General features: G+C 63.6%; 12 protein-coding genes. 3 read left to right on the plus strand and 9 right to left on the minus strand.

What is annotated here, in order from left to right:
• Nucleotides 1-72 precede the first annotated feature (72 nt).
• The 4 genes from betA to betI are packed head-to-tail and all read right to left on the minus strand — an operon-like array spanning nt 73 to nt 4,835.
• A complete protein-coding gene (betA, locus tag EN861_RS11680) occupies nt 73-1,725 on the minus strand; it encodes a choline dehydrogenase (RefSeq protein ID WP_135863648.1) in 1,653 nt (550 codons plus the stop codon).
• Nucleotides 1,718-2,722: a threonine/serine dehydratase gene (locus EN861_RS11685; RefSeq protein ID WP_189343612.1), complete on the minus strand. Its 1,005-nt coding sequence runs from the start codon at nt 2,720-2,722 to the stop codon at nt 1,718-1,720. Before EN861_RS11685 ends, betA begins: the two co-directional genes overlap by 8 nt.
• Nucleotides 2,719-4,248: a choline-sulfatase gene (gene betC / locus EN861_RS11690; RefSeq protein ID WP_127277706.1), complete on the minus strand. Its 1,530-nt coding sequence runs from the start codon at nt 4,246-4,248 to the stop codon at nt 2,719-2,721. The genes EN861_RS11685 and betC overlap by 4 nt, the downstream gene beginning before the upstream one ends.
• A complete protein-coding gene (gene betI, locus EN861_RS11695) occupies nt 4,245-4,835 on the minus strand; it encodes a transcriptional regulator BetI (protein ID WP_127871322.1) in 591 nt (196 codons plus the stop codon). The genes betC and betI overlap by 4 nt, the downstream gene beginning before the upstream one ends.
• 198 nt (nt 4,836-5,033) lie before the next feature.
• Here betI and EN861_RS11700 point away from each other — a divergent pair, with 198 nt between their 5' ends.
• On the plus strand, nt 5,034-6,200 hold the full coding sequence (locus EN861_RS11700) for an acetyl-CoA acetyltransferase (protein ID WP_135863652.1): 1,167 nt from the start codon (nt 5,034-5,036) through the stop codon (nt 6,198-6,200).
• Between the two features lie 27 nt (nt 6,201-6,227).
• Nucleotides 6,228-7,232, plus strand: coding sequence for an asparaginase (locus EN861_RS11705; protein WP_135863654.1), 1,005 nt, complete (start codon nt 6,228-6,230; stop codon nt 7,230-7,232).
• Nucleotides 7,233-7,234: 2 nt separating this feature from the next.
• Here EN861_RS11705 and EN861_RS11710 read toward each other — a convergent pair whose 3' ends face one another.
• Complete coding sequence (locus EN861_RS11710) at nt 7,235-8,611, minus strand: TIGR03808 family TAT-translocated repetitive protein (protein WP_135863656.1); 1,377 nt, start codon at nt 8,609-8,611, stop codon at nt 7,235-7,237.
• Between the two features lie 136 nt (nt 8,612-8,747).
• On the opposite strand from EN861_RS11710, the gene greA reads away from it, so the two are divergent.
• Nucleotides 8,748-9,221 (plus strand): transcription elongation factor GreA, encoded by a 474-nt coding sequence (gene greA / locus EN861_RS11715; RefSeq protein ID WP_127280456.1) that lies wholly within the window; start codon nt 8,748-8,750, stop codon nt 9,219-9,221.
• Here greA and EN861_RS11720 read toward each other — a convergent pair.
• The 4 genes from EN861_RS11720 to EN861_RS11735 all read right to left on the minus strand — a co-directional run bounded on the left by EN861_RS11720 (nt 9,218) and on the right by EN861_RS11735 (nt 13,458).
• On the minus strand, nt 9,218-9,607 hold the full coding sequence (locus EN861_RS11720) for a type II toxin-antitoxin system death-on-curing family toxin (protein ID WP_135863658.1): 390 nt from the start codon (nt 9,605-9,607) through the stop codon (nt 9,218-9,220). The genes greA and EN861_RS11720 overlap by 4 nt on opposite strands.
• Complete coding sequence (locus EN861_RS11725; protein WP_135863661.1) at nt 9,604-9,825, minus strand: AbrB/MazE/SpoVT family DNA-binding domain-containing protein; 222 nt, start codon at nt 9,823-9,825, stop codon at nt 9,604-9,606. The genes EN861_RS11720 and EN861_RS11725 overlap by 4 nt, the downstream gene beginning before the upstream one ends.
• Nucleotides 9,826-9,898: 73 nt before the next feature.
• A complete protein-coding gene (gene scpA / locus EN861_RS11730) occupies nt 9,899-12,019 on the minus strand; it encodes a methylmalonyl-CoA mutase (protein ID WP_135863662.1) in 2,121 nt (706 codons plus the stop codon).
• Nucleotides 12,016-13,458: a methylmalonyl-CoA mutase subunit beta gene (locus EN861_RS11735; RefSeq protein WP_135863664.1), complete on the minus strand. Its 1,443-nt coding sequence runs from the start codon at nt 13,456-13,458 to the stop codon at nt 12,016-12,018. Before EN861_RS11735 ends, scpA begins: the two co-directional genes overlap by 4 nt.
• Between the last annotated feature and the right edge of the window lie 115 nt (nt 13,459-13,573).

Here is a 13,573-nt window from a genome sequence, read left to right on the forward strand (position 1 = left end):
CTCCAAATCGTCTGCGCCCAAGTGGGCGGCTCAATCTATCGAGGCGGCTCGATCGGTTGCCCGGATCATGGCCTATCTGTCAGACGCCTGCCAGCGAGGATTGATCCATGGCTCCTGGTTGGACGGCGCGAGCGGTGTACGGCCAAGGATGTGATCGGACGCCTTCTCGCCGGTCATGATCGATGGTGCGTTGAGGTTGCCGTTGGTCACGCGCGGGAAGATCGAGGAGTCGGCGACCCGTAATCCGTCGACGCCGATGACCCGGCATTCCGGATCGACGACGCTCGATTGATCATCGACCCGGCCCATTCGACAGGTGCCGCAAGGGTGGTAGGCGCTTTCGGCATGGTCGCGAATGAACATATCGAGATCGTCATCCGACTGCACATGGCTGCCCGGCGAGAGTTCCTGTCCGCGGTAGGCATCGAAGGCCGACTGGCCGAAGATTTCGCGGGTCAGGCGGATGCAATGGCGGAACTCCGCCCAATCGTCCGGATGCGACATGTAGTTGAAGCGGATGACCGGCTTCGCTTTCGGATCCGGCGAGCGCAACGTCACCGAGCCGCGCGACTTCGAGCGCATCGGCCCGACATGCGCCTGGAAGCCATGCGATTTCGCCGCCGCCTTGCCGTCATAACGCACCGCCGCCGGGATGAAGTGGTACTGGATGTCGGGATAGTCGACGCCTGCCTGCGAGCGAACGAAGGCGGCGGCCTCGAAATGATTGGTGGCGCCCAGGCCCGATTTGAAGAACAGCCACTGCGCCCCGATCATCGCCTTGGAGAACGGGTTCAGCACCGAATTCAGGGTGATCGGCTTGGTCGATTCCTGCTGGATGTAGAGCTCCAGATGGTCCTGCAGGTTGCCGCCCACACCGGGCCGGTCGGCCACGACGGCAATGCCGTTTTCGCGCAAATGCCCGGCCGGGCCGATACCGGACAGCATCAGGATTTTTGGCGAGTTGATCGACGACGCCGCGACGATCACTTCGCGTCGCGCCTTAACGACCTGAATCTGTTTGTGAGCTTCGATCTCGACGCCGATGGCGCGTTGATTCTCGATAATCACCCGGCGCGCAAAGCCTTTGACCAGACTCACGTTTTTGCGCCTGAGCGCCGGCTTCAGATAGGCTGATGCCGCCGACCAGCGGCGGCCGCCCAGAATGGTCTGCTCCATCGGCCCGAAGCCTTCCTGCTTGGCGCCATTGTAGTCGTCGGTCAGTTCGAACCCTGCCTGGCGGCCCGCTTCGACGAAGGCGCCATAGAGCGGATTGCGCCGCGAGCCGCGCTGCACATGCAGCGGGCCGCCGTGCCCGCGCCAGCCATCCTCGCCACCGTCGGAATCTTCCATGCGCTTGAAATAGGGGAGCACGTCAGCAAAACCCCAGCCGGCCGCTCCCTGTTCGGCCCAATGGTCGAAGTCACGGGCGTGGCCGCGCACATAGACCATGCCGTTGATCGAGGACGAGCCGCCGATCACCTTGCCGCGCGGCGTCGCCAGCACGCGGCCGCCCAGATGCGGCTCCGGCTCACTGGCGAACCCCCAGTCGTAGAGGTTCATGTTGAGCGGGATCGACAGCGCCGACGGCATCTGGATCAGAGGTCCGAGATCGGTGCCGCCGAATTCGATGACGATGACCGAATGCTTGCCGTCCTCGGACAGGCGATAGGCCATGGCCGAGCCGGCGGAGCCGGAGCCGATGATGACGAAATCCGCTTCAAGCATGGTTCATATGCACCATAAAATCGGCGAGCGAGACATTGCCGCCGGTTGCAACCACGAGGACGGTCTTTCCCGCCACATCCACCTTGCCACCGAGCAGTGCCGCCACCGACGCCGCGCCCGAAGGCTCCAGCACCAGCTTCATCCGCTCGAAGGCGATCTTCATTGCCCGCCGCACCGACTGGTCGTCGACGGTGATGCCGCGAACACCCGCTGCCTTGACTGCTGCGAAGGGGGCGTCGCCGGGCCGGCGCGACATCAGCCCGTCGCAGATCGACTTCGGGCCAATCGGCATGGTCTCGATCGAGCCATGCGCCAGTGACGAGCCCATGCCGTTGAACCCTTCGGGCTCGACGCCGATGATCTCGGTCGCCGGCGACAGATAGTGGAAGGCGAGCGAAACGCCGCCGATCAGCCCACCGCCGCCGACCGAGCAGAACAAGAGATCAGCGCTGGCGTCCTTGGCCGACAACTGGTCGAGTGCCTCGAGGCCGGCGCCCGCCTGGCCGGCGACAATCTCCGGATCGTCGAAGGGATGCAGCAGGGCCAGACCTTCGGTCTCCGCGATCTCGCGCGCCTTTGCGGCCGCGACCTCTTCACGCGCCCGATCGCCATGATCGGTCAGCACGACGCGGGCGCCATAGCCTGATGTCGCATCACGCTTGGCGGCCGGGGCGTCGATCGGCATGACGATGGTGACCGGGATGCCGAGCGCCTGTCCGGCGGCCGCCAGCCCTTGCGCGAAATTGCCGGAGGAATAGGCGACGACGCCCTTCCTTGCTTCGTCGGGCGAAAGCCGCTTCAGCCGCCAATAGGCGCCGCGAACCTTGAAGGATCCGGCCCATTGCAGCGATTCCGGCTTGATGAAGACCCGGGCCGCACCGGTTTCCTTGGCGAGTGCCGTCGATTCCAGCAGCGGCGTGACCTGTGTCGCCTGGGAGGTGACGGCATAGGCCTGCATGAGATGATCGAGGGTGGGAACGAGAAGATCTGTCATCATTCGCCTCGCGGATACCTTTTGCTCTCTTCGAGATTGTCGAGGTTCATGTGATTGCGCATGTACCGCTCTGACGCCTTCTGCAGTGGCTGGAAATCCCAGGGGTAATAGGCGCCATTGCGCAGCGCAGGATAGACCACCCAGCGGCGCGCCTGGCTCTCGCGCACGGCGGCGTCGAAGCCGGCCATGTCCCAACGCGCCCTGACCTTGTCCATGAACTCGGCCACCAACGCCACATTGGCGGGATCATCGGCAAGATTGTCCCGCTCCAGCGGATCGGCTTCGAGATCGAACAATTGCGGCGGATCGAGTTCGCAATGGACGAATTTGTAGCGGCCCTCGCGGATTGCCACCAAGGGCGCATAGGAGCCTTCCGCGGCGTACTCGATCAACACCGGTGCCGTGCGCTGCCCACCCTTGGTGAGCGGCAGCAGCGACTGGCCGTCGGTCCACGGCGCGATCGACCCGATGTCGATGCCGGCGAGGTCGCAAAGCGTTGGCGCCACGTCGAGATTGGAGACCGGCGCGTCGATCAGCCCGGCCGGCACGCCCTTGCCGGCGATCATCAGCGGCACCCGCGCCGAGCCTTCGAAGAAGCTCATCTTGAACCACAGGCCTCGCTCGCCCAGCATGTCGCCGTGATCGGAGCAGAACAGGATGATCGTGTCGTCGAGCATGCGCGTTCGGGTGAGAACGTCGAGGAGCTCGCCGAGCTTGTCGTCGACATAGGAGATGTTGGCGAAATAGCCGCGCCGCGAACGACGCACCTGCTCCGGTGTGATCTCGAAAGAGGGATAGTCGCTGGCGTGGTACAGCCGCTGGGAATGCGTATCCTGCTCGTCATGCGCGATGAAGCCGGTTTCCGGGTCCAGCGCCTGGCAATGCTCATAGAGATCCCAATACTGCTTGCGCGCGACATAGGGATCGTGCGGGTGCGACAGCGAGACGGTGAGGCACCATGGCCGATGGCTTGCATCGTCCTGTTCGCGTGAAAGCTGATAGAGCTTCTGAGACGCGAGGAACACGACCTCGTCGTCATACTCCATCTGGTTGGTGGTCTCGGCGATGCCGGCGCCGGTTACCGAACCCAGATTGTGATACCACCACTCGATGCGCTCGCCGGGTTTGCGGTAGTCCGGCGTCCAGCCGAAATCCGCCGGATAGATGTCGGTGGTCAGCCGCTCCTCGAAACCGTGCAACTGATCCGGTCCGACGAAATGCATCTTGCCCGACAGGCAGGTGTAGTAGCCGGCGGCACGCAAATGATGGGCGAAGGTCGGGATGGACGAGGTAAATTCAGCGGCATTGTCGTAGACACCGGTGCGCGACGGCAACTGGCCGCTCATGAACGAGGCGCGGCCCGGTGCGCAAAGCGGCGAGGCGGTGTAGTTGTTGGCAAAGCGCGCCGAACGCGCCGCCAGCGCTTTCAGATGCGGCGTGTGTAGAAATTCCGCTGGCCCATCCGGGAAAAAGGTCCCGTTGAGCTGGTCGACCATGACGATCAGGAAATTGGGTCGCTTCGCTGTCACTGTTTGTGCTGTCCGCCAAGTTTGGTTTCGAGATAGTCCTCGACCAGCGCGATCGCGGTCGCGGCGTCGGGCACGCCATCCTTCAGCGCGCGCCTGATGTAGAGCCCGTCGATCATTGCCGCCGTCGCTTCCGCGGCGCGGTCGGCTTCGGTCCTGGGCAGGATACCGATCAAACCGCTCATCAGGTTCGAATGCAGCCGCCTTGCGTAGATTCTGAGCAACCGGCGCAGCGAGGACGATTGCTGCGCCTCGACATAGAAGGCGAGCCATGCGGCGATGGTCTCCGCCTGGAACTGGATGTCGGAAAAATTGACAGCTACCACGGCCGACACGCGCTCGCGCGGGGAGGTGGTGGATTGAAGCGCGCGGCGCATGTCGATGGTCAGTTCGGCCAGGATGTGCCGCATCGTCGCGAACAGTAGCTCGTCCTTGGCGCCGAAATAGTGATGGGCAAGGGCCGAAGACACACCGGCGCGTCCGGCAATCTCGGACATGGTCACGTCAAGCGAGCCGCGCTCGCCGATCGCCGAGATCGTCGCGTCGATGAGCGCCTTGCGGCGCAATGGCTCCATTCCGACCTTTGGCATGCTGTTCCCGATCTTTTCGGGAGATTATTTTTTATTGACGCGTCAATCAACAAAAAATCGATGCTGACGCGACCTGCACCAAGCGATTGTTGCGCGGCGGCTCTTCACGGTTCGAGCAGGAATGTTTATATTTGAACAATAAAGACGAAGTGCGCCATGAGCCCACATGCTAGGCTGGCGCCAAGGATGGAGACCGGCATGACCGCATGTATCGTTGGCTGGGCACATTCGCGCTTCGGCAAGCTCGAGGGCGAGACGCTCGAAAACCTGATCGTCAAGGTCGCGACGGACGCGCTCGATCATGCCGGCATCGGCCCGGACGAGGTCGACGAGATCGTGCTTGGCCATTTCAACGCCGGCTTTTCGGCGCAGGATTTCACCGCAAGCCTGGTTCTCCAGGCCGATGACCGGCTGCGCTTCAAGCCGGCCACGCGCGTCGAGAATGCTTGCGCAACCGGTTCGGCCGCGGTCCGGCAAGGCATCCGCGCGATCGATGCAAACGCTGCCCGGGTCGTTCTGGTGGTCGGCGCCGAGCAGATGACGACAACGCCCGGGCCCGAGATCGGCAAGAACCTGCTCAAGGCGTCCTATCTGCCCGAGGACGGTGACACGCCGGCCGGCTTTGCCGGCGTCTTCGGCAAGATCGCGCAGGCCTATTTCCAACGCTATGGCGATCAGTCGGATGCGCTCGCCATGATCGCCGCCAAGAACCACAAGAACGGCGTCGACAATCCCTATGCGCAGATGCGCAAGGATTTCGGCTATGATTTCTGCCGGCAGGAGAGTGAGAAAAACCCGTTCGTCGCGGGACCCTTGAAGCGCACCGACTGCTCGCTTGTCTCCGACGGCGCCGCCGCCCTTGTCCTTGCCGACACGGCGACGGCGCTGAAGATGCGCCGCGCCGTAGCCTTCCGCGCCAACGAACACGTGCAGGATTTCCTGCCGATGTCGAAGCGCGACATCCTGGCCTTCGAAGGCTGCGAGCAGGCCTGGACCCGCGCTTTGAAGAATGCCGGCGTGACGCTCGACGATCTCTCCTTCGTCGAGACGCATGACTGTTTTACCATCGCCGAATTGATCGAGTATGAGGCGATGGGACTGGCCAAGCCCGGTGAGGGCGCCAAGCTGGCGCTGGATGGCACAACGGCAAAAGACGGCCGCCTGCCGGTCAATCCCTCAGGAGGCCTGAAGGCCAAGGGCCATCCGATCGGCGCCACCGGCGTCTCCATGCATGTCTTGACCGCCATGCAGCTTGTTGGCGAAGCCGGTGGCATCCAGGTGCCGGGCGCAAAACTCGGCGGCATCTTCAACATGGGGGGCGCGGCTGTCGCCAACTACGTTTCCATTCTTGATCGGATCAGGTAAACCGCCCCGGCATTCACGGGAGGTGACATGGCCAATCCGGTTCTGATCGAAGTCTTGCGCGGCGCCATTGTCGAGAGCGCCCATCGCGGCGCCGTCGCTGTCTTCGATGCCGGCGGCAAGCCGGTCCTGGAGATCGGCGACACATCGAAGCCGGTCTTTCCCCGCTCCGCCGTCAAGGCGATCCAGGCCCTGCCGCTTGTCGAAACGGGTGCCGCCGATGCCTACGGCTTCGGCAACCGCGAACTGGCGCTAGCGTGTGCCTCCCATTCCGGCGAGCCGGCACATGTCGACCTGGCGCGGTCCATGCTGGCCGGGGCCGGGCTGGATAGGTCGGCGCTCGAATGCGGCACCCACTGGCCCTCGGATCATGACGCCGAGATTGCGCTCGCACGTGCCGGCGGTTCACCAAATGCGCTTCACAACAACTGTTCCGGCAAGCATTCCGGCTTCCTTTGCACCTGCGTGCATTCCGGCATGGAGCATCGCGGCTACGTCAAGCCGGGGCACGCTTTGCAGGAAATGGTGCGCGACGCCATGCAGTCGGTCACCGGCGCTGTCCACGGCGCCGACGAACGCGCGACCGATGGCTGCTCGATCCCGACCTATGCGGTGCCGCTGAGGAGTTTCGCGCTCGGCTTTGCCCGCATGGTGACGGGACAGGGCTTTGGCCCCGAGCGGGCGAAAGCTGCGAAGCGACTGCTTTCGGCCTGCATGGCGGAGCCGTTCTTCGTCGCGGGCACCGGCCGTGCGGACCTGTTGCTGATGGAAGCCGCTCCCGGGCGGATTTTTGCCAAAGGCGGGGCCGAGGGCGTCCATTGTGCCGCGCTTCCGGAACTCGGTCTCGGTATCGCCGTCAAATGCGATGACGGTGCCGGGCGCGCTGGCGACGCAATCGCCGCTGCCGTCCTCGCCAGGCTGCTGCGGGCGGACGAAGCCTTGTCGGCGAAGCTGCTCGAACTGGCGAACGCGCCGATCGAAAGCCGCATTGGCGCCAAGGTCGGGGCGCTGAGGCCGACGCCAGCCTTGAATTGAGGTCAGCTGACGCGGTTGCGCTCGACGGTCAGATGCGCAAAGCCGCTGCTGCTGGTCTGGGTAAGGTCTGACGTCACCGGCTCGGCCCAGCGCTGGCCGACAACCGCCCCGTTCGACGCACCGTCGATGACATTGTCGGAGATGACGGCGGTGCCGGCACCCTCGACCACGCTGACGACGATGCCGGTGCCCGCCTTGCGGATGATGTTTCCGGTGGCCACGACATTGCGCAGATACGGTCCCCAGCCGATCGACATGCCGTAGAGCGGCGCGTTCTCGACGACATTATTGGAGGCGATGGTGTCGGCCTCGACGGCGATGCCGACGCCGAAACCGGGCGGGTCCGCGGTGTAGGGGCCTGATGTCGACAGATTGCGCACGATGTTGCCCGAGCAGACACCCATGCGGCCGCCTTCGTTGAAGTTGACGATCGAAATACCGTTGGCCGCACCGTCGACGATGTTGTTGGAGATGACGGCGCCCTCGAACGAGAACTCGGAGTAGACCCCGGTCTCGCCCGAGCGTGCGCAGGTGTTGCCCGATATCTGCAGATTGCTGGAACTGTTGGCGCGGATCGCGGAGAAGGCGCAGTCCGAAATCACATTGCCCGAGATGACGACATTTCCGGCGCGGAAGGCGTTGATGCCGTTGCCGTTCTGGCCGGTGCCGCCGCTGCGCGCGCCAATGCGTTCGACTCGGTTGCCGGTGACCATGGTGCCGTCTTCCGCGGCTTGCCAGCGGTGCACGAGGATGCCGCCATTGGCGCAATCGGAGACGGTGTTGCCGGTGACTGCCAGTCCTGCGGCTTCGACGGAATAGATGCCGGCGTCCGCCGCTCCCGATATGTCCGAACGCTCGATCCGGCCTACCGCATGTTCCAGCGCCAGCCCGTTCTTGCCGCTGCCGGTTATCTGGCAGTTATCCACCACCAGGTGAGCGACCCGGCGCAGATCGAGCAGCCCTTGTGCATAGTCGCCCATCGAGCGGTTCGAACCGTCGAAGACCAGCCCGCTGAGTTCGATATGGTCGGCCTGTTCCGCCATGAACAGATGGCCGTCGCCGCCATAGACGATCCGCGTCGCACCCGGTACCCCGGACAGACGCACGCGGCCAGGCAGCGAGAGATTGGACACCACATAGGTGCCGGGCGGCAGGAAGACTGGCATGTCGCGGCCGTTGGCATCGCGCAGCAGCTTGGCGAAGGCCTTGCTCTGGTCGTCAAACGTGCCGGGCTGCACGCCAAGTTCCGTGGCATTGATGGAACCGCGCATCGAGGCCTTCTCGATGCCGGTCAGGCTGGCGGCCGCCGCCTTGCCGAGCGCGAGGCCCATCACGGCAAAGCCGGCGGTCTGAGTCAGCAGCATTCGTCTGTTCAACATCGGCACACAATCCAAGTGTTCAGTCCCGACACCCCAGTGTCCAGTCCTGACACCGCAGGAATCATGCCAGACGCTGGGCAGCCGTTCTCGGGGGGCATGGCTTGTCGAGCGGCCACTCGGCGCCTAAGTTCAGGAGATGAGCAGAGCTTTTACCCGCGAGGAAGACAGCGAGAATGCCATCGCCGGCGTTGGCGAGAGGCCGATCAGCACGCACCGCAACCTGGTGACCGAGCGCGGCCTGGCGCAGATCGAGGACAATCTGGCCGATTTGCGCGACGTGCTGGCGAAAGCCGAGAGAAAGGCCGATCGCGAGCGCATCGCGGTCGTGTCGCGTGACCTGCGCTACTGGACCGCGCGGCGGGAGAACGCCGAACTGTCCGTACCGGAGCCCGGCAGCGACGTCGTCCGCTTCGGCATGGGTGTCACGCTGGAAAGTGATGACGGCAAGAAGGTGCACTGGAAGATCGTCGGCGAGGACGAAGCCGATCCCGCCAAGGGCAGCATCTCGCATGTCTCGCCGATGGCGGTGGCGCTGTTCGGCAAGAAGGTCGGCGACGTCGCCAGCGTCAATGGCAAGGAGTGGGAGATCGTCAAGCTCTCGGAGAGTTAGTCTTCAAGCTTGACGACGTGGTCGCGGAAGAATGCCGCGGCACCCGCTTCGTCGATCTCGCCGGCAGCGACGGCCATGACGAATTCGTAAAGCGTGCCGTTGTCGGCTGTCAGGACATGGCCGTTCACAATCAAAAATGCGCCGGCGGCCACGATGGCAGTTCGCTTGTTTCCGTCGACGAAGGCATGATTTCTGGCAATACCAAAGACATAGGCAGCGGCGAGATCCTCGATCGATGGGTCCCCATAGTTCGATTTGTATTCAGCGCGGGCAAGCGCCGATTCGAGAGCGTTTTCATCTCTCAAACCTTGCGCTCCACCATGTCTGCGCAATTGCTCTGCATGCATCGCTTCGACGGCACGACGTGACAGAAACTCCCAGTTCATTCGGCGAGTTTCTGTAATGCGACCTTGTACTTGTCCATGACCTTGCGAGCAGCTTCCATCTGCCGCTCGAAACTGTCGTCCACCGGCTCAAGAGCAATACCTTTGTCCGTTTCGACAATCTGGAGCTGATCGCCTGTCTTCATGTTCAGACGGTCAAGGAGATCCTTGGGCAGGATCACACCTTCAGAATTGCCGATCTTGCGAATGGTGGTGTTCATGATGGATATCCTGTTGCAACGCCGATTATAACGCAATCAGTGCGCGTTGCAACGGATATTATAACAATCTCCCTCAGCCCGCCAGAAGCCGGTCCATCAAGCGGTCCGCCGCTTCCGGAATGACCGTGCCTGGCGGGAAGATTTCCGCTGCTCCAGCCTTCAGCACCGCATCATAGTCCTGCGGCGGGATGACGCCGCCGGCCACGATCAGCATATCGCCGCGGCCGAGCTTTTTCAGCGCGTCGCGCAATTCGGGGATCAGCGTCAGATGTCCCGCCGCCAGCGACGAGGCGCCGATGATGTGGACATCGTGCCCGACGGCCAGTTTCGCGATCTCTTCCGGTGTCTGGAACATGGCGCCGACGGTGACGTCGAAGCCGAGATCGGCGAAAGCCGTGGCGATCACCTTCTGTCCGCGGTCGTGGCCGTCCTGTCCCATCTTGGCCACGAGAATGCGCGGCTTGCCGCCATTTTTCTTTTCGAAGGCATCAAGCTTGTCCCGCAGCCGGTCGACCACCGGATTGTCGCCGAGCGCCTTGCGGTAGACGCCGGAAATGGTCTGCACCGTGGCCACATGGCGGCCATAGGCTCGTTCCAAGGCGAACGAGATTTCGCCGACAGTGGCGTTGGCGCGCGCGGCGCGGATGGCGAATTCAAGGAGATTGTCCTCGCCTTGTGCGGCACGTGTCAGCGCATCGAGCGCGCTTTCGACGGCGGCGACGTCGCGCGTGCCCTTCAGCCGTTGCAGCTTCGAGAGTTGCCGGGCCCTGACCTCGGCATTGTCGATCTTCAGCACATCGACCTCGATGTCGTTCTCCGGGCGATGCGCATTGACGCCGACCAGCATCTGCTCGCCGGAATCGATGCGCGCCTGCGTGCGGGCCGCCGCTTCCTCGATGCGCAGCTTGGGTATGCCCTTTTCGATCGCCGCCGCCATGCCGCCGAGAGCCTCGACCTCCTCGATATGAGCAAGCGCACGCGCCGCCAGATCGTGTGTCAGCCGCTCGAGATAGGCCGAACCGCCCCACGGATCGATGATGCGCGTGGTGCCGGACTCCTTCTGCAGGACAAGTTGCGTGTTGCGGGCGATGCGCGCCGAATGGTCGGTCGGTAGCGCCATTGCCTCGTCGAAGGAATTGGTGTGCAGCGACTGGGTATGCCCTTGGGTCGCCGCCATCGCCTCGATCATGGTGCGGATGATGTTGTTGTAGGGATCCTGCGCCGTCAGCGACCAGCCGGAAGTCTGGCAATGGGTACGCAGCGACAGCGATCGCTCGTCCTTCGGCGCGAAATTCTTTTTCATCAGCGTCGCCCACAACAGGCGCGCGGCCCTGAGCTTGGCCACTTCCATGAAGAAGTTCATGCCGATCGCCCAGAAGAAGGACAGGCGCGGCGCGAAACGGTCGATGCCGAGCCCTGCCGCGACGCCGGCGCGGGCATATTCGATACCGTCGGCGATCGTATAGGCGAGCTCCAGGTCGGCGGTCGCGCCGGCCTCTTGCATATGGTAGCCGGAGATCGATATCGAGTTGAACTTCGGCATGTTCTTCGAGGTGTAGGAGAAGATGTCCGAGACGATCCGCATCGAGGGCTTCGGCGGATAGATGTAGGTGTTGCGGACCATGAACTCCTTCAGAATGTCGTTCTGAATGGTCCCCGCCAGATCTTCCTGTGCGACGCCTTGCTCTTCCGCCGCCACGATGTAGAGCGCCATGATCGGCAGCACGGCTCCGTTCATCGTCATCGACACGGTCATGTCGCCGAGCGGAATGCCGTCGAACAACTGACGCATGTCGAGGATGGAATCGATGGCCACGCCCGCCATGCCGACATCGCCGGCGACACGCGGATGGTCTGAGTCATAGCCGCGATGGGTGGCAAGATCGAAGGCAACCGAAAGACCTTTCTGGCCGGCGGCAAGGTTGCGCCGGTAAAAGGCGTTGGACTCTTCGGCGGTCGAAAAGCCTGCATATTGCCGGATCGTCCAGGGCTGCTGGACATACATGGTTGGGTAGGGGCCACGCACGAAGGGGGGCAGGCCGGGATAGGTGTCGAGATGCGGCAGGCCCTTGAGGTCGCCCTGATTGTAGAGATGCTTGACGACGAGGCCTTCCGGCGTCGTCCGCTGCCCCTTGACCTCGACAGGCGCGCGGCGCGGTGGCACCCAGCCGATCTGACTGAAATCCGGAATCAAGAAGCGGCCCCGATGGATTGATCGATGCGGACTGGAGGCAGCGGCTCGCACAGGACGACGCCCTCGGTGAAGGCAGCTCGCCGCTCAGCGTCCAGCGTCTCGACCGGACGCTCGCCTTTCAACGGATAAAGCGTGGCGCCGATCATGGCCCGCTCGCCTGACTTGAAGGCAATGCCGCGCTGGACGGCGGCAGCGCGGACGCGTTGCTGGATATGTCCGTCCCGAAGGCTGGAGAGCACGCCACCTTCTGCCTCGATCGCCTGCAATTCCGCCCACGCTGCTTCGCAAAGACCCGACGTCAGCGCTTCGACGGCGCCGGAGCCATGGGCCGGATCGGCGACATGGTCGACATGGCTTTCATTGGCCATGATCAACTGCGCGTTGCGCGCGACGCGGCGGGCAAAAGCCGCCGGCAGGCCATGCGCGATCGTATGCGGCAGGATTGAGATCGAATCGGCGCCTCCCGCCGCCGCGGCGAAGCAGCCGATCGTCGTGCGCAGGATGTTGGTTTCGGGGTCCAGTGCCGTCATCATGCGAAATGATGTCTCGGCATGGATGTTGGCCGTGGAATTGGGGATCGAGCAGGCCTCCTGCACCCGTGCCCACAGCCTGCGCAAGGCCCGCACCTTGGCCATTGACAGGAACTGGTCCTGGTCGACGCTGAGCGCGAAACCGATATGAGGCGCGGCATAGACGAGCGGCTGCCGCGCCTTCTCGAACATTCTCAGATACGAGACCGCCGAGGCCAGCATGATGCCGAGTTCCTGCGCTTCCGTGGCGCCGGCATTGTGAAAAACGCGACCGTCCGCCTCCAGGAGCACACCCGGAACGCCCATCGAGAAGAAATGCGCCAGCGATTGCGGCATCGATTCTTGCAGCGCCTCGATCGACATGCGCAGCCGGCCGGTGCCGGCGAGGACTGCCGCCGGATCGATGCCGAAGGAAAGGTTGAGCTTTGCCGGATCGGAGCGCCGCTTGCTCAGGAACGCCACCAGCCAGTCGGCCATGGGGCGGCTCCAGGGGTGGGTGTCGATGCGGATCTGGACCCTGTTGAGGGGCACGCCCTCCAGCACCGTCTCCAGTGCCTGCGCCGTCCTCGGCAGGCCGTAGCCGAACGCGTTCGGGGCACCTTCGAAGACGAGCGACAGTCCCGTCGCGCCTTGCGCAATGTCTTCCAGGGCCTGGCTCTTGGCGCGATCGACATCGGGGTCGTCGACGCGCTGGCTGACGATCCAGGGCGATTGAGGATTGGCGCGCACGATCGGTTCGGCTCCGGTCGCGCGGTCATAGAGCGGCTCGACGCGGATGTTGTCGTCGGTATGCGAGATCAGCTTTTCCTCGAAGGATGCGCCGGCCAACGCCTTTTCCGCCAAGGCCAGCCATCGCTGACGCTCCGCATCCATTGGCTCAACATCCCTGGTCAAGGCTCCGGCGCCCATTCGTCGTCCTCGTTCTGTGTGGCCGCACCAGCCCGGCCAGCCCAGTCTACGGTCCCCGGTGGGTTACCGCAATGCAGGTGCAAGGCCCGAATCCCACTCACCTGATATTCGATCC

Origin of the sequence: Mesorhizobium sp. M8A.F.Ca.ET.218.01.1.1, from assembly GCF_004791165.1 — a bacterium.
Classification (GTDB): Bacteria; Pseudomonadota; Alphaproteobacteria; order Rhizobiales; family Rhizobiaceae; genus Mesorhizobium.

Excerpts from the sequence above, each read along its gene's own strand:
- EN861_RS11735 (WP_135863664.1), bottom strand. The coding sequence starts at position 13,458 with ATGGGCGCCGGAGCCTTGACCAGGGATGTTGAGCCAATGGATGCGGAG.
- EN861_RS11700 (WP_135863652.1), top strand. The coding sequence starts at position 5,034 with ATGACCGCATGTATCGTTGGCTGGGCACATTCGCGCTTCGGCAAGCTC.
- greA (WP_127280456.1), top strand. The coding sequence starts at position 8,748 with ATGAGCAGAGCTTTTACCCGCGAGGAAGACAGCGAGAATGCCATCGCC.
- betA (WP_135863648.1), bottom strand. The coding sequence starts at position 1,725 with ATGCTTGAAGCGGATTTCGTCATCATCGGCTCCGGCTCCGCCGGCTCG.
- EN861_RS11725 (WP_135863661.1), bottom strand. The coding sequence starts at position 9,825 with ATGAACACCACCATTCGCAAGATCGGCAATTCTGAAGGTGTGATCCTG.
- EN861_RS11720 (WP_135863658.1), bottom strand. The coding sequence starts at position 9,607 with ATGAACTGGGAGTTTCTGTCACGTCGTGCCGTCGAAGCGATGCATGCA.
- betI (WP_127871322.1), bottom strand. The coding sequence starts at position 4,835 with ATGCCAAAGGTCGGAATGGAGCCATTGCGCCGCAAGGCGCTCATCGAC.
- EN861_RS11685 (WP_189343612.1), bottom strand. The coding sequence starts at position 2,722 with ATGATGACAGATCTTCTCGTTCCCACCCTCGATCATCTCATGCAGGCC.
- EN861_RS11705 (WP_135863654.1), top strand. The coding sequence starts at position 6,228 with ATGGCCAATCCGGTTCTGATCGAAGTCTTGCGCGGCGCCATTGTCGAG.
- EN861_RS11710 (WP_135863656.1), bottom strand. The coding sequence starts at position 8,611 with ATGTTGAACAGACGAATGCTGCTGACTCAGACCGCCGGCTTTGCCGTG.